The following is a 23352-nucleotide window of genomic DNA, read 5'->3' on the forward strand; positions in this document are numbered from 1 at the left end:
TGGTGTCCCACCGGTACCAGCCGATCCCGGGGACGTGCCGGTAGTCGTTGTTGTAGAGCTTGACGAAGAGTTTGGCGTTGCCGCGGTCGGTGAGGGTGTCAGGCAGCAGCCCCACTGCGGTCGCTTCGCCGGCGGCCGCGCGGGAAGCGGCGGCCCGGGCTGGCAGGGGGACGGTGGCCGCTGGAGAGGCGGGGCCGGTCTGGGCGCGGATCTGGGCAGCCACGGCTTCGGGGTCGAAGTCGAAGAGCGTCTCTGTCTCATTGCCGGGCGACGTCATGGGCTGCCCCCGCTCGAGTAGAGGGGGTGCTTGCTGCCGGCGGCCATGCCGCTGCGGATGATCTGCTCGGCGCGGCGTTCCTGGCCCGGGCGGGCGGCGGCGGCGGCATGGGTGAGGGCATGCTCGGCCTCTTGCTCGGAGAGGCGGCCGGCTGCAACGAGGCCGCCGAGGGTGTAGGCCGCACGGTTGAGAGTGTCGGAGAATCCGGCGCCCTCGGAGACCTGGCCGCAGGCCTCAATCGGGGCGAGGACGGAGGAGAGCATGTTCTGGGTGCGTCCGCCACGGGCGGCGAGGATGGCCTGCTGGGCCCTTGGCGGGACCGGCCTGGGAGTGGGAATGGTGGAGGCAGGCAGGTGACCGGTGCGTTCAAATTCCTGGGCCAGCCAAGTGGGAAGTGCGGCCGGCTCGCGGATGGTGTCCACGGGGGTGTACCTGCCGTCGCGGGTCGTGGTGCCCGGGGCGACGATGTAGCCGCCGTGGCCACGGACGTCGACCTGCCAGGCCAGTGCGGTGCCCTGGCTGGATCCGGAGGAGCAGCGCCAGCGGCGGTTGTCCGCAGCCCGGTACCAGACATGCAGGCCGCCCGAAGGGGTACGGACGCGCAGGGTCGTGTCGTCTTCGGCGGGGCTGTCCTGGCCGCGCAACGCGGCCAGGACAGCGAGTGTGTGGAAGCCGTTGGCCAGGCCAGTGAGGTCAACGTGATCAGCAATCGGGATGCCGGGCAGAATCCGGTCCCGGTGGGGCGGCTGAGCAGAGTGGGCGTCGATGTCGACGACGACCACGCCAGCCGGGCCGCAGGCGACGCCGACGCCGAACTCGGGGTGGGCAGTCCACCACTGGGCGATGCGACGCTGGTCGAGGGTGGCTGCGTGGAAGCCGTGGCACCACCGTCCCGCGGGCAGGCAGAGGCAGTCGGCGGACAGATGCCGGTTCGTGCGGCACTGGACACAGTTGGCGGCCGGGGTCTTGCGTCCGGCCGCGAGGGGGTGCACGGGCCAACCACGCCGCGCGCACCAATAGGCAGTGGCCAGAGAGGCAGCGACTGAAGACTCAGGGGCCGGATGCCGTGAGTCGCTGCGAGAAAAGCGCAGCTCAGGAGGCACTCGCATCCCCTATCAGCGACCTAAACGACTCAACTACGGGCACAGCGAACGTGGCTGGGGACGTGGCGGAGCACATGCGAAGAAGCATCGATGCCGTGTCGATGACGCGATACAGGCCCCGACAGCGACCGAGTCACGTTCAGTCGCTGCCACCCTGCCTCACAAAAGACCGCAGGTCGGAGAGTAATCACTACTCATGCCAGCGACTGAAGCCCCCCATATGCCGTCGACGCGTGGATGGCCGGCCAGGCAGGCCGCAGCGTCCGTATCCGGTACATGCCCCATCACACAGATGAGTAGTTCCTACTCAAGTACTGAGCGCTCTTCGTGGTTCAAGCTCTCTTTGACATATTGGCTGCCGGTCCGTCGGCGGGGCTTTGGGAGTGCTGATGAGTGCACATGGTGACGTAGACCTAGGTCACACGGTGGCCGGCTGGACCGGGATGTGCATCGCAACGGTCGGGTTCGGCATCGCCGGCCTGGGAATCATCCTGGTTTCCGGCCTGGTGATCGCTGCTGGTGTCGGGGTCATCGCCCTGGCCGTCCTGGTCACCTGGCTGCTGCATCTGGCCGGTTGGGGTAAGCCGAGCGGCCCTCGTCCGGCTGACCAGTGGGACTGGCGCGTAAAAGACCTCACGGCTCGTCGAGGGCACCTCAATTGTGTTGGCTGCCGCTTGGCCGGACGGCGGGCAGTGACGGCTGTCGGTAAGCCGGTGCCCGAAGCAGTTGGTGCCCAACTGTAGAGCAATGCTCTCGTATCCGATCCGGTGCCTCTTCGGACGATCCGCAGCAACCGCCTGCCCTCGTCGTCATCAATCTCCCGGACCTGCACACGTTCAGCCACGGGATCATTCTGGCCGTACGGTGCCGCTCAACGCCGCGAACCGAGCGATACACCACGAGAGGGCGAACGTTGCCTGATGCGGCACTAGGTCCGGGCGGCGCCGGGGGCGGCCGCGCTTGCCGCGTACTGGCGGCACCGCCTCGAGCAGGGGAATGAGCTGGGTTACGTCGTTGCGGTTGCCGCCGGTCAGATTGACAGAGAAGGGATGCCGGTGGCATCGGTGATCAGGTGATGTTTGCTGCCCATCCTGCCCCGTGGAAGCCCGTGCCTACTTCACGTCCGGACCGCTCATCCGCAGCGGACCGTGACCAAGCGGACGAATCGTCACTTTGCTGAGGGCCTGAGTAGTTAATACTCTCGTCCACTCCATCTTCCGAGACTAAATTGTACGCAGGAATGTCGCCCCAGAGTAACTGCTTCACCATCAACGGGCGGCCCCGCATTCAGTCGACCATGTCCTAATCGGGCAAACGGCCGGTATTCATAAGTAGAAGGCCACTTGTGGTGAGTGAAGAATATTTTGAATCAAGCTCGACGCGACCAGGAGTGGCCGTAAGACTCTCAATACTGTCATTCTTTATTGCGCTGACCCTACTCCACTTCCTGGACCCGGGCCTCAATCCAATATATCGACCGGTGAGTGAATATGCCCTGAGGGACTTCAAGCCACTCGCTTGGGCAGTTTTCTGGTCTATAGGAGTTGCAAACCTTTCCTTGGCGCGCCTCCTGTCTACTTGGAGACCCGTAGGGGATAGGGCTCGGATATTTGGGATCGCAACTGTTTCGACATCGGGCGTCGGTGCACTTCTATTGCCGTTCTTTCCGACCGAGACGGAGTGGCCGGTGGTAACCTTTCACGGGAAGGTTCATGCAGCTGCAGCCTTGGGGAGCATGGGAATGATTGCGATTGCGATGCTTGGGATTGCAGTGGCCTTCTATCGCACCCACTCTGCCGCATCGATAATCAGCGGTTTGGCGTCAATCGCCACAGCCGTCTGCCTTTTTCTCATGATTGCCCAATTCTGGATCGGACTCTCCGAAAGGGCTCTGTTGGCTGTGGGGGCAGTGTGGATTATGGTAATTGCAGAACTTCTTCCACGCCGCTCCGGGCGTAGCTTTGACTCTAATTCAAGTTAGGCGTGTGCGCTGCAGGCGCAAGTAAACCGTTCCCACTTTCCTGCCGGTTCGCTGCAGGGCTGACCAATACTCGGGCTGAACTCGTAGTTTCTGCTGGGGCGATCGTGGTGAATTCCATGGTCAGCCCGGTTTGGTGAGGAAGCCGTTGATCAGCCCTGGGCGATACTGGAGGTTCTTTATTTTGCGCTTCACTACCCCGCAGGTCGCGCCGGCCGATGCCCTTGGGCCTCCGCCCTTGCGACCCGGGTACTCGCGGACCGATTAGAACATTCGGGACCGATTCCCCGGCTTGTAGCAGGTCAGCCCGGCCAGGGACACACGGCCCGAGCCCCGGCCGGGCACACGGACCACCGGCGTGCGCCCTTGCGTCCCCAGTTCCTCGCACGCGGCGGCGTCATCCACTGCCCGGCTTCGTCCTCGAAGACCACCCAGGCGTCGCGCTCCGCTGCAATTCATTTATCAGCGGCCAGGTCTCCCTCTTCCAGACCTCGACCGCCTGGTCGTCGCGCTTGTTCGCCCTACGGGCCAGCTGCTGCCAGGACCAGCCGTGCCGCTTCACCAGTCTCCAGGTGCCCTCCAACGTCTGGCCCACATTGAACAGCCGGCCGATCAGCCTCTTGATCCGCACCAGCGTCCACCGCCGGTTGACCCAGCCATGGGACAGCGGACCGCGCTCCAACTCCCGCTCCAGCCTCGCAATCTGCGCATCACTGAGCCTCGGCCTCCTGGGCGATCCCTTCGACAGGCCGCCCGCTTCGCCGCGCGCGCCACTGCCGACGCCACCGCTCCACCGATCGTTCGCCCACCCGCAACGCGGCAGCGATCTCCCTGTTCCCCACTCCGACCTGGAAGCGATCCACGCCCTTCAGCTGGACCGCTTCCTCGCGGCCCTCCCCGCGTCGGTCAACCCGCCGCCCTGCCTGTATCTCACGGTGCAGGGCTACCGGAGCGGATCGGCCAGCATCAGGCGAACGGCTCCGACATCACCCGATCAAGTTCACTACTATCAATGGATACAACCATGGACTTTCCAGACCTTGTGATCAGCGAGCTGCCCATGACCGACAACGCGGTGGCGGCGGCGGTGCACCAGATCGGCCGCCGGGCATATGCAGTGGAGGCCGATTTGATCGGCTTCGATGGCATCCCCGCCCTGGGGGAAAGCCTGGAGGAGATGCGGATCCGGCCCTTGCGGTGGCTTGGCGCGACCGTCGGAGGCGAGGTGGCCGCGTTCATCGCTTGGCAAGAGATGGATGACGAGGACACCATCGACATCGACCGGGTGTGCGTCGATCCGGCGTGGTTCCGCCGTGGACTGGCGTCCAGGCTGCTGCATCACCTCCTGACCAGCCTCGCACCCGGCCGGGACGCACTGGTGAGCACGGGCGCCGACAACTATCCGGCTGTGGCGCTCTATGAACGCCAAGGCTTCTCCCGCACCGGCACCGTCACACCTGTGCCGGGCCTGTCGATGGCCCAGTTCAAACTGGTGAGGAACATCGGTCGGCCCGGTCACTAGAAGCCGCCCTTGGCCGACCGGGTTGCCCGGGGCGGGCGGCTGCCTGTACTGCAGCTGGGGATCGTGTGACGTGCTCCGCTGGCTGGTCGTGACCCGCGTCGAGTAACTGGCAGGTTTTCGGGCTCGGGAAAGTTGGGGACGAGCGTGTCGGCGAGGCAGGTGTGCACGTCGTGGGCCGGTTCCACGCGAGGGCCTGTAGGGGGCGGACGGTGTTGTACTTCATCCGGAAGTCCTCGGCGTGGCGGACCAGGTCGAGGACGTCGGGCGTCTCCAGCGAGCGCTCGGGCCAGGGCGGCAGCAACGGCTCGATCATCGCCCACAAACCGTCGTCCACCACTCACGGCCTGATGCTCACGCCTTCACGAACGGCTCAATCGTCGTACCGGTTATGGCTGGCCCGAACAACCGCAAGATCGTGTTACTAGCTCTCAGTGCACGATCTGGAATTGATGTTCCTTAACCCTCTAAACTCGCGGTAGTCGATCTTTGAAGGGTGCAATGAGTGCTTTACGTGTGCTGGATGGCAAGGCGTTTATGAACAGGGACTTCGAGGCGGTGACACTCCCCACTCCGTGGCAGATGTACAGCAACTGGAGAAGCTTCATCCACACCGATCCTGAAGTCCAGGTTTTCCGCAACACTGCGCCTGTCCGAGCTTCCGGAGACTACGATCTCCATGTCAGGTGCCTGAAACGGGAAGACATCTCCGATGTAAGCTTCGAGCATTTCATCGCACATGATCTGCGCGAGTGGCTGGACCGGAATTACAGAGAGGAACCCAAGAACGCCCCGAAGCGGTTCCACTTCCGCGAATGGCATCACGCGGGACGACTGACAGTCATGCCGATGGCAGCAGAAGCGGCTACCTACATCAAGTCACTTCCTTATTACCGTGCTCCAGTCGAAGTGCTATGGAATTTCTCAAACTTCGGCGAGTTGCAGTGGGACAGAGTGGAGAGGTCAGTTCAACTTCTGGGTCGCCCCGTCCCAAGGACGGACGGTGCTGGCGCCTCAGCGGTGGACGGCTCGATGCTGCTTCCCACAATTTACGCCGATGTCGAACCCGACTTGATGCATCAGGACATCGAGGCCATCCGCGAAAAACAGCTGGACAGGCTGAACCACATACCCCAGATTCGTCGTGGCAGCTTGCTGCGCCATGCCATGGCGGAGGAGATTGACGAAGAACTTCAGCCACTGTCCGCGCTGTGCCGTAAGCACGGCACTTTCGGCGAAGCCGTTCTGCCCGGAGCATTCAACCCCATCACCGGGTTCTTCCTCAAAGCGTACGATGGAAACTTTAAAGATGCGTTCATCGAGACAGAGATGCACTTCTACTGCATCTCACTGGCCACCTCCTGACCAGAACATCAGCCCAGAAGGGCCAAGAAGCGCGGGCGCTTCAGTCGGCGGGCGACTCGTCTTCATCCTCGTCAGGCTCTGGGACGTCCGGGTTCGGCTGTGGGGTACGTACGAGACCTCGCGCAGGCCGGCCGCGATGCTGCGGTGCCCGGCCCGACGGAGGGTGTCGATGGCAAGGTTGCGAAGGGTGGCCATGTTCTCCGGGCCGTGCCCCGTGCGGATCTTGGAGGCGTCCTCGGCTCGGCCGGATGAGCGGTATGGCGGGAGGAGATGCCCACCGCGTAGGGCAGATTGCGTTCTTCCAGGCCGTGGCGGAAGGCGGCGGCATCCCCGTATCCGGCGTCCGCGACGACCAGATGGACGTCGATGCCCCACGATCGGGTCTCGTCGATCATGTCCAGAGCCAGCTGCCACTTCTCCACCTGCCCCGCCTGGTCGGGGATGCCGCAGCGGCCACGGCAGGCGACCTTGACCGCATCGGCCTCCGGCGAGGCCGGATCCCACGAAGCGGGCAGGAACAATCGTCAGTTCACCGCGCCGAGACGTGTTCCCGGGCGAGATGCAGCAACACTACCCTCAACAGTCCCGGGAACTGCGTCATCCGCAGCCCCGTGAACGTCACCGACGGCGGTCCTTCCCCCGTCGGGGAAGGCTGCCCCGCAAGCCGCCCCACCAACGAACCGGCCGCGGGAGCGCCATCGCTAATGCCCTCGGTTCCGGCGCCGGTGAAATCAACCTGTACAACGGGCTCGTCGGCCACTGGGCCATCCTTGGGTTCTCCCAGGACCAGGACACCTGACGGCCGCCCTCGACGATCCCGATTCGGTGCCCCTGTACTCCAAGCGCTCGTCTTGCGCCGATGCGGGCCCTCCGGCCACCGGGCCGGGGTGTCAGCGGACCAGAGCCGGGGCGGTTCAGGCTGCGGTCGCGCCTGCCCGGCAGTTGCACCCGGCGATGAGTACCGGATACTCAGTCGCAGGGGGTGCTTGACGCCTTATGTTCAGAGGCCTCTCCCGTGCCATGGAACGTCCTGGCACGGTCCTTACCTGCGTAAATAGGAGATGCCTCTATGACCAGCACCCAGGCCGTGGTCCGCCGCGCTCTCACCCAGAATCACAACCAGGCCGTGGTCCGCCGCGTCATCAGCCTCAATCACAACCAGGCCGTGGTCCGCCGCGGCTTCACCTGGGGAAATCACAACCAGGCCGTGGTGGTGCGCTGATCGGGCGCCCTCTCGGGTGGTGGGTTGCTGGTGGGCCGGGTCGGCGTGTGACGTCGGCCCGGCCCGCCGGTGTTGATGGGTACGGGCGTTCGTACTTGGTGCGGGAGCGCGGGTTCGGGTGGTTGGGACGGTGGTGTGGATGGTGTGGCGGTTGAAGGCGGTGCGGGGTGGGGTGCCGGTGTTGCCGCGGCGGGTGTGGGTGGTGTTGGGGGCCGACGCGTTGTCGGCGGTGGGCTCCGGGCTGACCCTGCCCCTTTTGATGGTCTACCTGCACACGGTGCGCGGGCTGGGCCTGGAGATGGCGGGGGCGGCGTGTGCGGTGCTGGCGCTGGCGGGTGTGGTGGGCAATCCGCTGGGTGGGGCGTGGGCGGACCGGTTCGGCCCCTGCCCGGTCCTGGCCCTGGGATGGGCGACCGCCGGCGCCGGGGCGGTCCTGCTGGCGACGGTGTCGAGCGCGTGGCAAGCGTTCGCCGCGGCCGCGGTGACGGGCCTGGGCGCGGCACTGGCCTGGCCGGCTCTCGACACCCTCCTCTGCGCCCTGGTTACCGAGCGGCAGCGCTCCTCGGTGTTCGCCCTGCGACACACCACGATGAACGCCGGCCTGGCCTTGGGCGGCCTGCTGGCCGCAGCCATCGCCCGGGCGGATCGCCCGTCCTCGTTCGTCCTGCTGTACAGCCTGGACGCCGCCACCTTCCTGCTGGCCATCCCCCTGCTGCGGGCTGTCCGGCACCACCCCGCCGACCCGCAGCCCGCTCCGCCCGCGCCGGACAACGACACCACCAGCGCGGCCGCCGCGCCCGGCGGCTACCGCACCGTGGCCCAAGACCGGCTCTTCGTCCGGCTGTGGCTGCTGATCGCACTGCTCGTCGCAACCGGCTTCGCGCAGTTCACCACCGCCCTGCCCGCCCTGACGGTCTCCGCCGGCATGAGCACCACGACGGTGGGTATCGCGTTCGCCGCGAACACCATCACGGTGACCGCCGGCCAACTCCCTGTGCTACGCGCAGCCCGCGGCAGACGGCGCACCAGCGCGGTGATGCTGCTGTGCGCCCTGTTGGCGCTCTCCTGGCTCATGGTCCTGGCCGGCCTTCGCCTCAGCGCAGGGGCAGGGGCTGCGGTGGTGGTGGCGGCGGCGGTGGTCTTCGCCCTGGGCGAGACCCTGTTCGCGCCCACCCTGCCCGCCCTAGTGAACGACATCGCACCCGAGCCGCTGCGCGGCCGCTACAACGGCGCCTCCGCGTTCGCCTTCACCGCCGGCTTCGCGCTCGGTCCGGCCGCCGCCGGCCTGCTGCTCCAGCACGGCTCCGGCGCCTGGCTGCTGCTGAGCCTGGCCGCAGCCTGCACCGCCGGCGCCGCCCTGGCCGCCACACTCCGGCGCAGGATCCCGCCCGGCACCGACACCATCGACCCACCCCCACCGGACGACACCGCCCAGGACACGGCCGCGGCTGCGACGGCGGTGGCATCGCACCCACAGGAGACCCTGGCATGACCGCTCCACAGGACGCCCACGGCATGCCGCAGCTCGGGCAGGTGCTCACCGCCTGCCTGCAGGCCCTGGACGACGGCGACCACCAAGCCGCCCGGCAGCTGGCCGACCAGGCGACCTCACTGGCCGCGGCCGCAGGCCCCCTCGAACAGGCCAACGCCGCCCTGGTGACCGGCATGACCGACCAGGCCGCCGACGACACCCGCGCGGCCGCCGACCGGTACACCGAGGCCGCCGACCTGGCCTGGCCGCACCTGGCCGAGTCGGACGGCATCTGCCTGTACCTGCACGCCAGGCGCGAACTCGCGGCCCTGCACCGCGCCGAAGGCCGCTACCAGCAGGCCGGACACCTCCTGCAGGAAACCCTGGCCGCCACGGCCGCTGCCGATCCGGCCCCGCACGACCTCGCTCTGCTGCACAACGAACTCGGCATGGTCGGCAAATACAGCAGCGACTTCGACCGGGCCGCCGACTCGTACCGCACCGCCCTCGCCCTCCTCGAGACCGTCCTGCCCCAGGACCACCCCGACCTGGCCACCCTCCACCACAACATCGGCGGCCTCGCCCACGCCCGCGGCGACTACACCGCCGCCGAGAAGCCCGCCCGCCGGGCAGTCGAGATCCGCGAAAAAGCCCTCGGCCCCGACCACCCCGCCACCGCCGCCGACAAAGCGGCCCTCGCCCCCATCCTCCTCGGACTGGATCGCCCCGAAGAAGCCGAACACCTCCTCCACCAGGCCCTCACCGTCCTGGGACGCGTCTACGGCACCGGCCACCCCGACTACGCCATCGCCCTGGGCAACCTCGCCGCCACCACCCACCACCTCGGCCGCCACCACAGCGCCGAAATCCTTTACCAGCGCGCCCTGCACACCCTCGAACACACCCTCGGCCCCGCCCACCCCGACCTCGCCCCCGTCCTGGCCAACCTCGCCGAACTCCACCACACTCTCGGCAACCACGACCAAGACCACACCCTCAACATCCGCGCCCAGCAGATCCTCACCACCACCGTCCGACCCGATCACCCCCTCCTCACCACCCTCACCGAACGCACCACCACCCCCGGGGCTCCCTACGGTCCTGGTGAACCACCCCGTGCCGCACAAGCGTGACCAACCCTGCAGGCACGGGTCCGGCTCTACCTCAGCCGGGCCGAGTGGCTCGCCCAGAAGCTCAGCGCCCATGACAAGCACACTGGCATCACCGAGGCCCCGCCCGGCGGCCGCCACAGGTGGGACGCGGACCCCTTCGCATATGTCCGGTAGGAGTACGTCAAGGGGCGACCTACACCCCCACTCCCGCCGGACCCTCTCGACGTGGACTGTCAGGACCCGGCCCCAGAAACAGTCTGAGCTTGGCGTTTAACCTCGCGGGTCACTCGTCCTGCTGATCTGCGGTTCTTCACGGGACAGCGGAGACGGCCGTTCGCCACGCTTCGAGTTGTCGAGTCACAAAGCGCGAGAGAACGGTCGCTGCCCATGAGTCTGCCTGTCGGTGTGCCCGGAATCGAGGCGTTGGGTCTGTTATCCCGCTTTCGGGTCGAGTTCTACGAGTGTCTCTACAAGCGGGCGGACGCGCTCTTCGAGCTCACCGATGCAGGGCTGTGCGCGAACGGGCCGGTGAAAACCTTGTTCGAGCTCTCGTTGGCGGTCGAGCACCGGCGCGGGCACGGTGCGCTGTACGCGGCCCTGGACCGTGGCTGGCTGGAGCCGACACGGTTGCGCCGCGCGCTGGCGGGCCTGCCGCTGCCGAAGGCGGCCGGCGGGCGGATCGTGCTCGCCGTGGACGTGTCGCACTGGCTGCGACCCGACGCTCCCACCCGCGGCGACCGGCTCTTCTGTCATGTCTACGGACGCGGCGACCGCAGCTCGGACCAGTTGGTGCCCGGCTGGCCCTACTCCTTCGTCGCGGCCCTGGAGTCCGGCCGCACCTCGTGGGTCGCTCTCCTGGATGCGGTCCGCCTGGGCCCGGCCGACGACGCGACGACCGTCACGGCCGTCCAACTCTACGATGTCGTCAGTCGGTTAACGAGTGCAGGCCACTGGAGACCGGGCGATCCGGACATCCTGATTGTGATGGACTCCGGCTACGACGTCGCCTACCTGACCCACGCTCTCGCCGACCTGCCCGTCGTACTGGTCGGGCGCCTGCGCTCGGACCGGGTCATGCTCTGCGACCAGCATGGTCGCCTCGTAGCGGACGGCAAGTTTGTCGTACCTCGTGGCCACGGCCCGGTGACGCTTGAGGCGATTGATCCCGCACTCGACGGCATGCCGCTCGCGGTAGTCAGTCTTGTCGAACTTCGGCGGCCGACCGCGTTCGATCCCAACTTGCAGCGATCGTCGGATTCGGTGTACGACCGCTACATCGATGGCGAGGTGGAGGAGCCTCCCTCCGAACCCTGCCCCTCGGCCGGCGTCCGCAGCGCACCGGAAGCCGCGCATCGCTCAATGGTGCATGTCCTGTGCGGCGAAGCGCGGTCGGGGCACGATCGTCCCTCGGGGGATTGGAAGCGCTTCGCCGCAAGTCTGACAGAGCGGCACGTCTCGAATGACGGGAACGTCATTGTCTCCCTACATCCGTCGGGCGCGTGCGTGTCCGCACACGTGCGCGGTGCGCTGCGACCGTGGTTCTGCTGGCGCAGGTGGGCGAACAGTAGCGGCGGGAACGGTTCTTGGTCGTGTCGACAAGGATCCGCCCGCATGCGCTCGTCGGATTGACGGGGTCTCATGCACCACCCAGCCCCCACCGTCAACGCCTCGCCTACAGAAGACTCAACAGTGCAGTGAACCCCCGCCTCTGTGGAGGTCTGCCCGCAACAACCACATGAAATGAGCAGAATTTACTCAAGCGGTACCGCGTCGCTGCGGCAAAATAGGTTCCTGGCGTATGCATAGCAGAGATTGACCGGACAGAAATGAGCACGCATGGTGATGTGGACATGCGCTATGCGGTCGCAGGGTGAGCCGTCATCGCAGTGCTTCTTTTATTCGCGCCCGGAGCGGATAATTGTCACCGTGGGCAGCCCCCGGTGTTCGGCGCAACGCCCGATGGCCACCAGCATGCCAGCGTCCCTACGCCGTGCGGCAACGGCCGTCCGTCAGTGACCCTTTCACCCGGCCGTCCTGCAGACAGCACATAGGGTCGGTGACGGCCTTGGTAACGTTTCATGAGGAGATGCATGTTGCCCCACCTTACTTACGCCGACTCCATTCATTTCGCGCTTGTAGACGCCAACCTGGCTCCTGTCGCTCTCACTATGAAAGCTCCGGTCGACAGCAGTGAATTGACTATGCTTCTACAGTGGAGTGACATGGCGATGCGGTGGTCTTCAGAAGCTGGCTGGCGGCATGAGGCTGACCATAGCAGCGGCCCATTGCCGCTGGACCGCCTAGCGAGCCCGGCGGACATCACCGCCACCGCGGCACTACTGCGGCAAGGACAGCAACCGGTCACTCACCGCAAGCGATATGCCGCCGCACATTTTCTCGATCTCTCGATAGCTCGCTGGATCAGCGCCTGGGAGGTCAGTGTGTGACGGCGTTTCAGGTGCGCTCGTTCGGCCGTTGCCTGCTCGGCAGTATGTCTCCTCGAACTCGATGGGACAGAGCCAGCCGAGCTTCTCCTGGACGCGGCGACTGCTATAGAAGCCGTATATGTACTCGAAGAGCGCGAGGTTCGCCTCGGCACGGGTGGTGTACGACCTTGGTACTGGCGGGCTCGCGTATTCAACTGTCGCGAGTGCTGCTACGTAACGAGAGTGGCTGCAGTCACCGTGTGTGCTGGGGCGTCACAAGGGTGCAAGGTCTGCGCTGTGCGCAACTCGTGTTCTGGCCGTCGAGGGCTAACCTGCTCTCACGTTGGAGAAGGTGCCCCAAGCGATCACGCGTGTGAGCGAGCAAGAACTGGTAGGGCTGAGTCGAAGAGTGAGCGCCTAGAGGTCCTGACAAAGGCGTTGGGCGTGGCGGTGGGTGACCAGGCAGGTGGCGAGGCCGAGGAAGCAGGGGCTTGAAGCGGCGCATTTCATTGGTCTTCGCACCGACCTCGATCTGGGCAATCGTGGCGACGCGGTCGTGGGTGACCGCCGAGAGCAGGTGACGGTGCGGCGTGTCCAGGTGAACTGAGCCTTTGAGGGCCTTGCCGTCCACGGCCATGGCTGGCCGCGATCGGGCCCCGGGCACGTCCGCGGACGCGGTGATGCGGTGCCGGTCGGCACGGTAGGCGCCCACGGCCCGGTCCAGGGCATCGCCGGCAAGTGCCTGAAGGAGGCGTCCGATAGTGACCGGCTTGGGGCTGCGCCGCCAGCCGGTCAGGTGACGGCGTATCGCGAGGGACGCCAGCGAGTTTGTGGCCCGTTCGCCGAACTCGGCGAGTTCGGCGATGCTCTTCGCGCCGCAGACGGCCGCTCAGGCACACACCAGCAAGATCGCCGTCAGCGGTTACCACCGGCCCCGGAGTGAGCGCGGATCCGGAACCGATTCGAGGTAGGGGCGCAGGTCAGCGATCCGGCCCGCATCCAGCGGACCCAGCACGGCAGGGATGGGGGAAGATGCAACAGCAGGCACGGGGACGTCCTCCTGGTCATCTGGCTTCGACACCACAATGAGCACGAGGACCCCGTGCCTGCTCTGCTGTCCGTCCCTACCGATCCGAACGCCAACCCTCCGCTCTTGACGGAGCCCTGGCACGACGCAGGGCACATCCGCATGGCGGGGCGAGTCGAGTGCACAGGTCAGAGGTCGGCCTCCATGGACACAGTCTCCAGGTGGTAGCGGACTGTGCACGACGAATTGGATTCGCCACCGGATGAGGACTGGTCGGATGTCGAGAGGTCAGGCAATGTGGAATGGTTCAGGTTTCCGATGAAGAAGGTGCCTTGGCAGAGCACGTCATCCCCGGACAGCCTGTCACCTTAATGTTCGGGGCCCCCTTGCGGGAGATGACGGGCAGGATCCGTCGGCGACGCAATTCGGCGCGGTGGGCGTTGGAGTCGTAGCCCTTGTCGCCGAGCAGGGCTTCGGGCCTGCGGCGGGGCCGGCCGGGGCGGCCGGCGACTGGCGGGATGCCGTCGACCAGGGCGAGGGTCTGGGTGACGTCGTTGACGTTGGCCGCGGTGGTGATGACCTTGAGCGGGGTGCCGTGTCCGTCGCAGATCAGGTGGTGTTTGCTGCCCGTCTTCCGCCGGTCGACCGGCGACGGACCGGTGTCGGCGCCCCCTTTTTCGCGCGGATGTGGGAGCCGTCCACGCACGCACGTGACCAGTTGAGTTCGCCGGCCGCGTTCAGTTCCGCGAGCAGGATGCGGTGCAGCCGGTCGAAGACGCCTGCTTTCTGCCAGCGGTCCAGGCGGCGCCAGCAGGTCTGTCCTGAGCCGAATCCCAGTTCCAGTGGCAGGAGTTGCCAGGCTATGTCCTGGTGGAGGACGTACAGGATGCCCTGCAGGCAGAGCCGGTCCGCCACCCGGTCGTGGCCCCGGCGCCTTCTCCGGCCAGGGCGGCAGCAGCGGTTCGATCAGTGCCCACAAGCCATCATCCACGATCCACGGCCGGGTAGTCACATCCTCACGAACGGCCGAATCCTCACATCGGTCACGGCCAACTAGTGCCGCATCAGGCAACGTTCGCCCTGTTCACGACCTCGCGGAGTCGTTCGTCGGCAGCGTGCTTGTTCCGCCAGATGATGTAGCGGCGGATCATGCTTCCCTGCTCCTTATGACTGGCGTGGTCGGTGCCGTCGAGTGCGAAGTAACGCAGGGCGGTGAACTGAGCCTCGATCCGGTTGAGCCATGAGCTGTTGGTCGGGGTGTAGGCGATCTCCACGTTGTTCGCCGCGGCCCACGTCGCGACCCGCTGGCACCGCTTCGTCGTCAGGTGCGGGGAGTAGTTGTCACAGACGATCGCAATGCGCACGGCGATCGGGTGCAGTGAGCGAAGGTAGCGGCAGAACGCCAGGAACTTCGACCTGGTCTTGGTCTTCTTGACGTGCCCGTAGAGCTGGTCCTTGGCAAGGTCGTAGGCGGCGAACAGGTGCCGGACCCCGTGCGGCCGGGTGTAGGTCGCCCGTCGGCGGGGCCGGGGCTCCCGGTCGGGATCCTTGTGCCGGCCGCCACGTTCGGCCCATTGTCGGCCGGGGTGGGGCTGAAGGTTGAGCGGCCCGAACTCGTCCATGCAGAAGACGACTTCGGGCTCGCCCTCCTCGGGTATGACCTCGCCGTCGGCGATCGCGTAGAGATGCTCGACCCGGGCCTTCTTGGCCGCGTAGTCCGGGTCGCGGGAGGTCTTCCAGGTCTTCACACGTTGAAACGAGACGCCCTCCTCGCGGAGCAGGACCCGCAGGCCCTCGTGGCTGATGTCGTCGACCACCCCCTCGGCGACCAGGAAGTCCGCCAGCTTGGCCAGGCTCCAGGTCGAGAACGGCAGGCCGTGCTCGGCTGGCCTGGACTTGGCGATCTTCTTGATCTCCCGCCGTTCTGGGAGGGTGAAGGTCTTTGGTCGGCCGCCCTTGTACTTCGGGTAGAGCGAGTCGAACCCGTCCGCGTTGAAGTTGTGGAGCACGTCCCGGACCCGGCCCGCGCTGGTAAACGTCACTTCGGCGATCTTCGCCACGGGCATGGCTTGCGCGGATAACAGCACCGTCTGGGCCCGCCGCCAAGTCACCACCGATCCGGTGCCTCTTCGGACGATCCGCAGCAACCGCCTGCCCTCGTCGTCATCAATCTCCCGGACCTGCACACGTTCAGCCACGGGATCATTCTGGCCGTACGGGGCCGCTCAACGCCGCGAACCGAGCGATACACCACGAGAGGGCGAACGTTGCCTGATGCGGCACTAGGACGTTTCAGCAAGATTGTGTTACGAGCTCTAAGGATCAGAGATGACCCGGCTGACACGTCTAGAAAGACGGCGACACCGTGGTGAAGAACAAGCCATACGTGCTTGACGCGAAGTCGGCCCAACCGGGCGTCTGGTCCAGCGTCCATGACGTGCTGCAGGAGAAGCTCTGCCCTGGTGCAACGGCCTGCGAAGGACAGGTTCGCTTTGTAGCACCGAAGTCCGCGTTGTTAGTGACCTCAAGACCTGCGGTGTTGGTGATACTTCCCGTATTAGTCACCGTTCCGTAGGCGTAACTGTAGCTACCGTCTTTGACGAGGCATGCCTTCTGCCAGAACCCCGACAGATGCGGAACCGCTTGCCAGGCGCTGCAGCTCTGTACCGGAGCTGCTTGAGCCTCAGCTGCTGAAAGTCCGACAGCAGCGCCACTCGCCAGCAAGGTTGCCGACATGATTCCAGTGAGTCGTGTCAGGCGCTTCAATTGGGCCCTCCTTTAGTGATCCATTATTTCGAACTCGGTTGACGACCCATCGGCTCCAGGCGGGGATGATTCGCGCAAACCCGCGCAAGCCTCTTGAATCCGTGGCGTTCCATTGGTTCCCACGCCACTTGGAGTCCGGAGAGCGTCACGGTTCATTAAAGCGATCACCTAACTGCCCGAGTAGGGTACTGATTACTCACGAATGCTGCGGATGTCCCTCGTGGTCCCAGCCGACGTCCACGACTCCGTCGCGGATGAGAAAGGTCGGTCGCCCACCCTGCCCATAGCTGCTCCGCAGTACTAAAGGGTGTTGCACAAGCCTCTGAGCTGGGCATCTCTTCCGTATGGCCGGGGTCTTACGTGCTGAGCGGGTGTGGGTGGAGACGTTCACGGGGTTGCGGATGACGCAGTCCCGAGAAAACGACCCCACCGGCGAAGTCACCCTTTCAGCCGCCTGCCCCGCTCCTGCGGGCCCGGCGAACTGGTTTGGTCGTGCGCTGCTCGCCGAGGTCACCGGCATCGACGAGCCGGCATTGTCCACCGCGCTGCGGCCCGCCGTGGCATCGAACCTGCTGGTTGTCGACGGCGACAGCTACGTCTTCCGACACGCGCTGATCCGGGAATTCATCGAGGGGGAGCTGCTGCCCGGCGAGCGGTCTGTCCTGCACGTACGGTATGGAGAGGCGTTGGAGCGCCATCCCCACCTTGCTCCCCCCGGCCGTGGCGCACTTGAGCTGGCCCATCATTGGCACGCCGTGGCCAAGCAACACCCGCAACGAGCATTCGCTGCCGCGTGGGACGCCGCCGAGAGCGCCGAGGCATCACTGGCCTACGCCGAACAGTCGCGCATACTGGAGACGGTCCTGGACCTGTGGGATCAGGCACCCGACGTGGCACGACGGCTCGGGATCGACCGAAGGTCTGCGCTGGACAAGGCCATCCAGGCGGCGATGCTGTCTGAGCTTGTTCCGCTTTGACGGACACCAGCGGTGTGGTGGTCAGGCGGCGAGTGCGGTCTCGTATTCGGCGGGACTTCGATAGCCGAGGCTGCTGTGCAGACGGTGCAAGTTGTACCAGCCCTCGATGAAATCGAAGATCGCGGTGCGGGCGGCGACCCGGCTGGGCCAGGAGATGGCGCCGAGCAGCTCCCTCTTGATGGTGGCGAAGAACGACTCGGCGAGTGCGTTGTCCCAGCACTGTCCGGTGCGGCCGACCGACAGACGCACCCCCAACTGGTCTGCCAGCGCGGCGAATTGCTGGCTTGTGTACTGACAGCCACGATCCGAGTGGAAGATCACCGGACCGGTGGGGCGGCGCTTGCGGCAGGCGGCTGTGAGGGCATCGGCGACCAGATCGGTCCGCAGGTGGTCGGCCGTCGCCCAGCCGACCACGCGACGGGAGGCGATGTCGATGACGGTGGCCAGGTAGAGCCAGCCCTCTTCCGTGGCGATGTAGGTGATGTCGCCGCACCAGCGGGCATCCAGGCCGGCGGGGTCGGGCTGGAAGTCCCGGACAACGAGATCGGGCCGCAGGCAAGCCCGCGGATCGGGGATCGTCGTCAGGTGCCGTCGTCTGCGGTGTCGGCCCTGCAGGCCGGCAGCCCGCATCAGCCGCGCGACACGTCGGCGGCCGCATCCAGCGCCTTCCCGCTTGAGCACGGCATGGACGCGCGGGGCACCGTAGGTTCCCCGCGATCTCGTGTGGACATCGGCGATCAGTTCCGCCAGCTCGGCGTCACGGACCGCGCGGGGACCGGGCTTGGCCGCGCGGCGGGCATAGAAGGCGGTCCGGGAGACCTTCAGCAGCTCACACGCTCGTTTGACGCTGTGACCTGCGCGCTTCTCCGCCTCGATGAACGGGTGCACTGTCACCGGAAGAAAGCCGTGGCCCGCTTGAGGATGTCGACGTCCTCGCGCAGACGGCGGTTCTCCCGCCGCAGTGCGGTCAGTTCCTCGCGTTCGCTGCTGGTCAGGCCGTCCCGCTCACCCGCATCGACCTCGGCCTGCTTCACCCAGTCACGCACCGCGGTCTCGGTCAGATCGAAGTCCTTGGCGATCTGACCGATCGAGCGGTCACCGCGTCGGCACAGCTCGACGATCTCCGCCTTGAACTCCGGCGTGAACGAGCGACGAGGGCGAGGCTTCTTCTTCCCCATGCTCTCCATGATGGACATCCTCCCCGGGGCTGAACCCCTGAGCTCGGATGTCCGCCAAAGCGGACCAAGCCCAGTCCGGCGAAGGTGGTCATGGCATGACACTGATCGCCACTGCACTCGCCGATGTCGATCCTGCCGACAATCCCGGGCGTGCCGCGCAGCTGCTCCGCCACCGAGGAGAGCTGCGTCAGGCCTTGGGACAGCGCGGTGCCGTCGACGACCTGCGGGCAGCGGCGCGGATCATGCCACCACAACACCCGGACCGGCCCAACGTCCTGAACACCTTGACTCACCGCCTGCTCACCATCCCGTGTGACGAGGAAGGAATCGCCATCGCCACGGAGGCGATCCGGGCGGCGCGCGCTGCTGGCGACATCCGGGCCGAGGTGGTCGCCTCGACCAACCTGGCCTACGCGCGGTCCCGTACCGGAGACCTGGATCGACAGCTGCGACACCTGGCCCAGGCACGGGCAAAAGCACAAAGCATCCATGATCCTTCCGCGTTGATGCACGCGTTCCGATGCGAGGCGGACGTACTCCAAGGCGCCGGTCGCTACGAGCAGGCCGCAGAATCAGCGCGGCGCGGCCTCGCCGCGGCGAGCCGTGCCGGACTGTTGCGCACCTTCGGGCCCACGCAGCTGCCAACGTGGCCGAGGCTTTGATCGCGACAGGACACTGGGACGAAGCGTCCGAGATTCTCGACCATTCACTCGAGCTCGCCCCCGCCCCCAGCTTCCGCGCCGATGTCCTGGTCCTGCGCGGCTCGATCACCTTGGCCCGAGGCGATCTCCCGCTGGCCGAATCCGCTGACGACTTCGCCCACGGCGTGTTCCGCTGGGGCATCTCCGACGCCCAAGACCTCCTCCCGCTGATCTGCTTCGCATCGGATCTGGCGCTCGCCAAGGGCAACGAAGAACAAGCCGTTGCGAATGTGGAGCAAACACTGGCGAGGACGAGGCCATATCAACTCCCCGCTACCTATGGCCGCTGCTCGTCCTCGGTGCGCCAGTCGCCCACGCGAGCCCCACGCTGCCGGCTGCCCTGTGCGAGCTCGCCGCCGAGCTTCCCGTCATCGGGCGGTCCAAAAAGCGCGGCGCGGGCCCAGACGCGGCTGTGCTGGTCCACCCGGGTCTCGATGACCTGTCCGGCGTCGAACGGCTCGCTGGGCAGCGACGCCAGCAGCGGTTGTTCGACGGCGAAGTACTCCCCGACCGTGCGCGGGTCGCATCCGGATCCGGCGGGCGTCGTCCTCCTCGTCCCACTGCTCGACAAGCGTGTTCAGCTCGGCCAGCGAGCACGACCTCCGGCACACGGACGAAGCGGTTGCGGCGAAAGCGGCCGATGTCGCCCTCCACCCCGCCCTTCTCATGGGCGCCAGCCAGGCCGGGGCGGCAATAGAAGCTGTCGACGCCATAGTGCTCACGGAAGGCGAGCCATCGTGCACTCTCCTTGCGTTCCCGCGCGAACCCGATCACCTTGGCAACCGCGGCCTTCAAGTTGTCGTAGCGGACCTTGCCGTGGGGCACCCCGCCAAGCACGCTGAAGGCGTGGACGTGCCCCTCCAAGAACGCCTCCTGCCCGCTGGTGGCGAAGACGCGGTGCACCGCCTTGCCGGAGTAGGACAGGCGCAGGCTGAACAGGCTGCAGACCAGGGTCTGCCCTGCCAGGTGCACGGTGACGTCCCCGAAGTCGACCTCGGCCTCCTGCCGCTGCGCGGTCCCTACTCGACCCCCGTGTTCTTCTCCGCCGAGCACTGCCGCCCCTGCCCGAAGCAGACGTCGTGCACCAAGCCCCCGTCCGGCGGCAGGGGCATCACCCTCCTGCCGCGAGAACGGCACGAGGTCCTCGAAGCCGTGCGCCAGGCTCAGGAGACCGACGAGTGGAAGGACTGTTACGCGATCCGGGCCGGGATCGAAGGCGCGATCTCCCAGGCCGTCCACGTCACCGGTCTTCGCCGCACCCGCTACCGCAGCCTGCTGGCGACCCGCCTCAGTCACGTCTTCGCCGCCACCGTGATCAACATCATCCGCATCGACCGATGGCTGATCGGCACCCCACTCGGCGGCACCCGCACCTCCAACCTCGAAGCCCTCATACTCGCGGCCTGATAGCCCGATTCGCGGAAATCTCAGCAGAGTCCTGAAAGCGGGATTCCCTCCGAGGAAGAGGGATGGACGCCGGAGTGTCCGCCCTGCGCGCCGAGGGCTTCGACGTCGGCGACCAGAATGTAGGTCGTCTGTCCCCGTTCGCCCGGCACCACGTGAACATGCTCGGCCGGTACTCGTTCCTGTTGCCCGAGATGCCCGGCGACCTGCGGGCACTGCGTGCTTCCGACGCCGTCGACGCGACGTGACGGGTGGTCAGCGGTAGCCGGCGCCCGTGCCTCGCGGAGCGGGGGCCGACTGATCGGGGAAGAGCGGGAGGATGCGTTCCAAGATCAGTTCGCAGGGGGCGAGGGACTGGTCGGCCCGGGCGAGGACCATGGAGCCCTCCAGCGCGCCGAGCAGGAGCATGGCCAGGCCGCGGGCGTCGCCGGGCGCGGTTCCGTAGTACTCCAGAGCGTCGGCCAGGGATGCGACCAGGATGCGGTAGGCGTCCTTGCACGCGGCGGCCAGAGCGTCGGAGCCGGGGACGGAGTCCAGGGTCACGGTGGTGATCGGCAGGCCCTCGCTGAACCCGGTCTCCACGAGGTGGCGGGAGAAGTGGTCGGCCATGGCGACGACCCAGGCCCGCGCGGTCGGGTGGGCCAAGCGGGTGGCCTCGATCATGCGCACGGAGTTGGCGGCGGCGAGGCGGACGGCCTCAACGGCGATCTCCTCCTTGCCGCCGGGGAAGAGGTAGTACACCGATCCGCGAGGCGCGTCGGCCTCTTCGACGATCTGGGCGAGCCCGGTGCCCCTGTAGCCCTGTCGGCGCAGCAGCCGGTGGGCGCTGGCAAGGATCTTCTCGCGAGAGTCAGACTTTGGCCTGGCCATGCCGAAAGTATACCGAGCTCCATAGCTATACTGATCGATATACCTATACCAGTCGTCATACTTTCAGGAGTGTCAGCATGACCACCGTCTTCGTCACCGGCGGTTCGGGATTCGTCGGGGGCCGCCTGATCGCCCGGCTCGTAGCGGACGGCCACACGGTCCGCGCCCTGGCCCGCAGCGACGCCGCGGCGGCGGCCGTGGCGGGTCTCGGCGCCGAGCCGGTCCGCGCTCACCTCACCGACCCTGCGGGCCTGCGCGACGCCGCGGCCGGGGTCGAGTTCGCCTTCCATGCTGCGGCGCGCACTAGCGGCGGCAGGCGGGCCCAGTTCTGGGCCGACAACGTCACCGGCACCGCCAACGTGGTCCGCGCGGTCCGCGAAGCCGGTGTGCGCCGCCTCGTGCACGTGGGTACCGAGGCGGCGCTCATGCACGGCCGACCGCTGGTCCAGGTAAACGAGACCGCCCCGCTGCGATCCGATTCCCCGGCGTCCTACCCCGCATCCAAGGCAGCCGCCGAACAGCTGGTCCTCGACGCGGACGGCTCCGGCATCGAGACGATCGTCCTGCGCCCACGGTTCGTCTGGGGCGCCGGCGACACCACTCTGCTACCCCGAATCAAGGCCATGGTCGAGTCCGGCCGCTTCTCCTGGGTCGGCGGCGGACGGCACCTGACCGACACCACCCACATAGACAACACTGTGGAAGGCCTGGTCCTCGCCGCCGAGCGAGGACGACCCGGGCAGGCGTACTTCGTCACCGACGGCGAACCGGTTGTCTTCCGCGACTTCCTCATCGACCTGCTGGCCACCCAGCACGTCACCGTCCCCGACCGCTCACTGCCCTATGGCCTGGCCAACGCCGCCGCGACCACCATCGAGGCCTTGTGGCGGACCCTGCGCCTGAAGGGCGAACCACCGCTGGACCGCATGAGCGTCTGGCTCTCCGGCCAGGAGTGCACGCTCGATATCACCAAGGCCCGCACCGAACTCGGCTACGAGCCCGTCACCACCCACCAGCAAGGCCTCGCCCAACTGCGAACCCCAACCCGCTGACACCCGACCCGGCCCAACATCCAAACGAAGAGAGCTATGCCGGCCTCGGGACTGGTAGGCGCGCACGTTGAGGTGTCGCCTATTCGTCAGCCGAGGCGTGTTCATGGCCCGATGGAGTGACGGACAGTGATCCGGGAGTCTGGCTCTCTGCTGTTTGACCTCGTCTTGTGACTGCGAGCTTCCGCTACTCCAGATAGAGAGCTGCCAAGCGGGGCAGTCGGCGAGTCATTTCGCCGTGGTCATCGAAATCGAAGTTCCAGGAGGGGTCCAGCTCCCGGTAGCGGATGGTGGGTGGGCTCGCAGGGAGCTGATCACCGGTCGCCGAGCTGTGTACGTTCCAGGCGATGCCCGGCATGTCCTCACCCTCCAGGTCGACGTCGTCGGCTGCGGAGGCTTGAACGAGGGGCAGTTCTGCCAGGGCATCGGGATCAGCGACTACGCGCTCGAAGACTTCACGGCCCTGAGCGATCATCCAGCCGCGGAAGTAGTCGAAGCCGTCGTCAGAACACCCGCCGTTGGAGATGTAAGCAGCGGCCCACAGAGGATTGGTGTAGGAGTCAACCATCAGGTCCCACAGCACCTGCTCAGCGGCGACGATCTCCTCGACCGGCCGGGAGGCCAGTAGGGAGGTCGCCTCGCGAGCGACCGCTTCGCCGTCGTTCGGATTGGACGCCTGATTGCGGGCTGCCTCAGTGAGCCTCTTTCATCCTGAATAGTCGCAGGTCATGAGTGTGTGGATGGCTTGGATGGTGCGGCTGATGCGGCGGGTGGAGGAGCGTGCTCTGTGCATGATGCGCCAGGACTTGAGCCGGGCGAAGGCGCGTTCGCCGGGGGCTCGGAGCCGGGCATGGTCGCGGTTGAACTGCTGGTAGTGCTCGGGCTGTTCGCTGTGGTGGTAGTACGG

The 23352-nt window shown here is 66.5% G+C and carries 21 protein-coding genes and 9 pseudogenes; 14 read left to right on the forward strand and 16 right to left on the reverse strand.

Annotated elements, in window-relative coordinates:
• Together ACZ7DE_RS40230 and ACZ7DE_RS40235 are read right to left on the reverse strand one after the other, a co-directional pair.
• Positions 1-277, reverse strand: a pseudogene (locus ACZ7DE_RS40230) (DNA primase); the annotation flags it as partial.
• Positions 274-1380, reverse strand: a complete 1107-nt coding sequence (locus tag ACZ7DE_RS40235; RefSeq protein ID WP_470769446.1) for a bifunctional DNA primase/polymerase — start codon at positions 1378-1380, stop codon at positions 274-276. The pseudogene ACZ7DE_RS40230 and the gene ACZ7DE_RS40235, both read right to left, overlap by 4 nt.
• Positions 1381-1769: 389 nt before the next feature.
• Here ACZ7DE_RS40235 and ACZ7DE_RS40240 point away from each other — a divergent pair, with 389 nt between their 5' ends.
• Positions 1770-2123 carry an HGxxPAAW family protein gene (locus ACZ7DE_RS40240; protein WP_470769448.1) on the forward strand — a complete coding sequence of 118 codons (354 nt, stop codon included), beginning with the start codon at positions 1770-1772 and terminating at the stop codon, positions 2121-2123.
• A gap of 192 nt (positions 2124-2315) precedes the next feature.
• Here the strand turns inward: ACZ7DE_RS40240 and ACZ7DE_RS40245 are convergent.
• A pseudogene (locus ACZ7DE_RS40245) lies at positions 2316-2479 on the reverse strand (transposase); the annotation flags it as partial.
• A gap of 249 nt (positions 2480-2728) precedes the next feature.
• On the opposite strand from ACZ7DE_RS40245, the gene ACZ7DE_RS40250 reads away from it, so the two are divergent.
• Complete coding sequence (locus ACZ7DE_RS40250) at positions 2729-3361, forward strand: DUF998 domain-containing protein (protein WP_470769450.1); 633 nt, start codon at positions 2729-2731, stop codon at positions 3359-3361.
• 196 nt (positions 3362-3557) lie between these two features.
• Here the strand turns inward: ACZ7DE_RS40250 and ACZ7DE_RS40255 are convergent.
• Positions 3558-4292 (reverse strand): annotated as a pseudogene (locus tag ACZ7DE_RS40255) (winged helix-turn-helix domain-containing protein); the annotation flags it as partial.
• Positions 4293-4382: 90 nt separating this feature from the next.
• Between ACZ7DE_RS40255 and ACZ7DE_RS40260 the strand changes: the two are divergent.
• On the forward strand, positions 4383-4880 hold the full coding sequence (locus tag ACZ7DE_RS40260) for a GNAT family N-acetyltransferase (protein ID WP_470769452.1): 498 nt from the start codon (positions 4383-4385) through the stop codon (positions 4878-4880).
• A gap of 513 nt (positions 4881-5393) precedes the next feature.
• Positions 5394-6242, forward strand: coding sequence for a hypothetical protein (locus ACZ7DE_RS40265; protein WP_470769454.1), 849 nt, complete (start codon positions 5394-5396; stop codon positions 6240-6242).
• Between the two features lie 232 nt (positions 6243-6474).
• Here ACZ7DE_RS40265 and ACZ7DE_RS40270 read toward each other — a convergent pair.
• Positions 6475-6766: pseudogene (locus ACZ7DE_RS40270) on the reverse strand (transposase); the annotation flags it as partial.
• Positions 6767-7311: 545 nt separating this feature from the next.
• On the opposite strand from ACZ7DE_RS40270, the gene ACZ7DE_RS40275 reads away from it, so the two are divergent.
• From ACZ7DE_RS40275 to ACZ7DE_RS40290, 4 genes and pseudogenes are all read left to right on the forward strand, one after another.
• Positions 7312-7464, forward strand: a complete 153-nt coding sequence (locus ACZ7DE_RS40275) for a hypothetical protein (RefSeq protein WP_470769456.1) — start codon at positions 7312-7314, stop codon at positions 7462-7464.
• A gap of 118 nt (positions 7465-7582) precedes the next feature.
• On the forward strand, positions 7583-8956 hold the full coding sequence (locus ACZ7DE_RS40280; RefSeq protein WP_470769457.1) for an MFS transporter: 1374 nt from the start codon (positions 7583-7585) through the stop codon (positions 8954-8956).
• The gene (locus ACZ7DE_RS40285; RefSeq protein ID WP_470769459.1) at positions 8953-10068 is read left to right on the forward strand and encodes a tetratricopeptide repeat protein; all 1116 of its coding nucleotides are present in this window, start codon (positions 8953-8955) and stop codon (positions 10066-10068) included. The genes ACZ7DE_RS40280 and ACZ7DE_RS40285 overlap by 4 nt, the downstream gene beginning before the upstream one ends.
• 366 nt (positions 10069-10434) lie before the next feature.
• A pseudogene (locus tag ACZ7DE_RS40290) lies at positions 10435-11124 on the forward strand (transposase); the annotation flags it as partial.
• Between the two features lie 3 nt (positions 11125-11127).
• Here ACZ7DE_RS40290 and ACZ7DE_RS40295 read toward each other — a convergent pair.
• A pseudogene (locus ACZ7DE_RS40295) lies at positions 11128-11277 on the reverse strand (IS5 family transposase); the annotation flags it as partial.
• Between the two features lie 241 nt (positions 11278-11518).
• Entirely contained in the window at positions 11519-11650 is a 132-nt protein-coding gene (locus tag ACZ7DE_RS40300) for a CGNR zinc finger domain-containing protein (protein ID WP_470769473.1), read from the reverse strand.
• A 487-nt stretch (positions 11651-12137) separates the two neighbouring features.
• Between ACZ7DE_RS40300 and ACZ7DE_RS40305 the strand changes: the two genes are divergently transcribed.
• Positions 12138-12494 carry a hypothetical protein gene (locus ACZ7DE_RS40305; protein WP_470769461.1) on the forward strand — a complete coding sequence of 119 codons (357 nt, stop codon included), beginning with the start codon at positions 12138-12140 and terminating at the stop codon, positions 12492-12494.
• Positions 12495-13807: 1313 nt separating this feature from the next.
• Here the strand turns inward: ACZ7DE_RS40305 and ACZ7DE_RS40310 are convergent.
• The 3 genes and pseudogenes from ACZ7DE_RS40310 to ACZ7DE_RS40320 form a co-directional block, all read right to left on the reverse strand.
• Positions 13808-14206, reverse strand: a complete 399-nt coding sequence (locus ACZ7DE_RS40310; RefSeq protein ID WP_470769463.1) for a transposase — start codon at positions 14204-14206, stop codon at positions 13808-13810.
• Positions 14110-14433 (reverse strand): annotated as a pseudogene (locus ACZ7DE_RS40315) (transposase); the annotation flags it as partial. The gene ACZ7DE_RS40310 and the pseudogene ACZ7DE_RS40315, both read right to left, overlap by 97 nt.
• 131 nt (positions 14434-14564) lie before the next feature.
• Positions 14565-15698 carry an IS630 family transposase gene (locus tag ACZ7DE_RS40320; protein ID WP_470769464.1) on the reverse strand — a complete coding sequence of 378 codons (1134 nt, stop codon included), beginning with the start codon at positions 15696-15698 and terminating at the stop codon, positions 14565-14567.
• A gap of 945 nt (positions 15699-16643) precedes the next feature.
• On the opposite strand from ACZ7DE_RS40320, the gene ACZ7DE_RS40325 reads away from it, so the two are divergent.
• A complete protein-coding gene (locus ACZ7DE_RS40325; RefSeq protein WP_470769465.1) occupies positions 16644-17243 on the forward strand; it encodes a hypothetical protein in 600 nt (199 codons plus the stop codon).
• A gap of 21 nt (positions 17244-17264) precedes the next feature.
• Here the strand turns inward: ACZ7DE_RS40325 and ACZ7DE_RS40330 are convergent, their stop codons facing one another.
• Both ACZ7DE_RS40330 and ACZ7DE_RS40335 read right to left on the reverse strand, forming a co-directional pair.
• Complete coding sequence (locus ACZ7DE_RS40330) at positions 17265-18131, reverse strand: IS3 family transposase (RefSeq protein ID WP_470769466.1); 867 nt, start codon at positions 18129-18131, stop codon at positions 17265-17267.
• Between the two features lie 2 nt (positions 18132-18133).
• Positions 18134-18430, reverse strand: coding sequence for a transposase (locus ACZ7DE_RS40335; RefSeq protein WP_470769467.1), 297 nt, complete (start codon positions 18428-18430; stop codon positions 18134-18136).
• 86 nt (positions 18431-18516) lie between these two features.
• Between ACZ7DE_RS40335 and ACZ7DE_RS40340 the strand changes: the two genes are divergently transcribed.
• Complete coding sequence (locus tag ACZ7DE_RS40340) at positions 18517-19083, forward strand: hypothetical protein (protein WP_470769468.1); 567 nt, start codon at positions 18517-18519, stop codon at positions 19081-19083.
• Between the two features lie 316 nt (positions 19084-19399).
• On the opposite strand, the gene ACZ7DE_RS40345 is transcribed toward ACZ7DE_RS40340, so the two are convergent.
• Positions 19400-19693, reverse strand: coding sequence for a hypothetical protein (locus ACZ7DE_RS40345; RefSeq protein WP_470769469.1), 294 nt, complete (start codon positions 19691-19693; stop codon positions 19400-19402).
• Between the two features lie 275 nt (positions 19694-19968).
• On the opposite strand from ACZ7DE_RS40345, the gene ACZ7DE_RS40350 reads away from it, so the two are divergent.
• Both ACZ7DE_RS40350 and ACZ7DE_RS40355 read left to right on the forward strand, forming a co-directional pair.
• The gene (locus ACZ7DE_RS40350) at positions 19969-20529 is read left to right on the forward strand and encodes a transposase (RefSeq protein ID WP_470769470.1); all 561 of its coding nucleotides are present in this window, start codon (positions 19969-19971) and stop codon (positions 20527-20529) included.
• Between the two features lie 56 nt (positions 20530-20585).
• A pseudogene (locus ACZ7DE_RS40355) lies at positions 20586-20774 on the forward strand (hypothetical protein); the annotation flags it as partial.
• 7 nt (positions 20775-20781) lie between these two features.
• Here ACZ7DE_RS40355 and ACZ7DE_RS40360 read toward each other — a convergent pair.
• Positions 20782-21396, reverse strand: a complete 615-nt coding sequence (locus ACZ7DE_RS40360) for a TetR/AcrR family transcriptional regulator (protein WP_470769471.1) — start codon at positions 21394-21396, stop codon at positions 20782-20784.
• 77 nt (positions 21397-21473) lie between these two features.
• Between ACZ7DE_RS40360 and ACZ7DE_RS40365 the strand changes: the two genes are divergently transcribed.
• A complete protein-coding gene (locus ACZ7DE_RS40365) occupies positions 21474-22448 on the forward strand; it encodes an NAD-dependent epimerase/dehydratase family protein (protein ID WP_470769472.1) in 975 nt (324 codons plus the stop codon).
• A gap of 184 nt (positions 22449-22632) precedes the next feature.
• Here ACZ7DE_RS40365 and ACZ7DE_RS40370 read toward each other — a convergent pair.
• Both ACZ7DE_RS40370 and ACZ7DE_RS40375 read right to left on the reverse strand, forming a co-directional pair.
• Positions 22633-23148 (reverse strand): annotated as a pseudogene (locus ACZ7DE_RS40370) (DUF4240 domain-containing protein); the annotation flags it as partial.
• A gap of 3 nt (positions 23149-23151) precedes the next feature.
• A partial coding sequence (locus ACZ7DE_RS40375; protein ID WP_470769343.1) for a transposase family protein occupies positions 23152-23352 on the reverse strand: 201 nt, incomplete at its 5' end.

It is taken from the genome of Streptomyces sp. NPDC037083 (assembly GCF_055606485.1).

What these genes read in the sequence shown, in the direction of transcription:
- ACZ7DE_RS40340 (WP_470769468.1), top strand. Translation starts at nt 18,517, where the DNA reads ATGACACTGATCGCCACTGCACTCGCCGATGTCGATCCTGCCGACAAT.
- ACZ7DE_RS40285 (WP_470769459.1), top strand. Translation starts at nt 8,953, where the DNA reads ATGACCGCTCCACAGGACGCCCACGGCATGCCGCAGCTCGGGCAGGTG.
- ACZ7DE_RS40305 (WP_470769461.1), top strand. Translation starts at nt 12,138, where the DNA reads ATGTTGCCCCACCTTACTTACGCCGACTCCATTCATTTCGCGCTTGTA.
- ACZ7DE_RS40240 (WP_470769448.1), top strand. Translation starts at nt 1,770, where the DNA reads ATGAGTGCACATGGTGACGTAGACCTAGGTCACACGGTGGCCGGCTGG.
- ACZ7DE_RS40335 (WP_470769467.1), bottom strand. Translation starts at nt 18,430, where the DNA reads ATGGAGAGCATGGGGAAGAAGAAGCCTCGCCCTCGTCGCTCGTTCACG.
- ACZ7DE_RS40275 (WP_470769456.1), top strand. Translation starts at nt 7,312, where the DNA reads ATGACCAGCACCCAGGCCGTGGTCCGCCGCGCTCTCACCCAGAATCAC.
- ACZ7DE_RS40260 (WP_470769452.1), top strand. Translation starts at nt 4,383, where the DNA reads ATGGACTTTCCAGACCTTGTGATCAGCGAGCTGCCCATGACCGACAAC.
- ACZ7DE_RS40360 (WP_470769471.1), bottom strand. Translation starts at nt 21,396, where the DNA reads ATGGCCAGGCCAAAGTCTGACTCTCGCGAGAAGATCCTTGCCAGCGCC.
- ACZ7DE_RS40365 (WP_470769472.1), top strand. Translation starts at nt 21,474, where the DNA reads ATGACCACCGTCTTCGTCACCGGCGGTTCGGGATTCGTCGGGGGCCGC.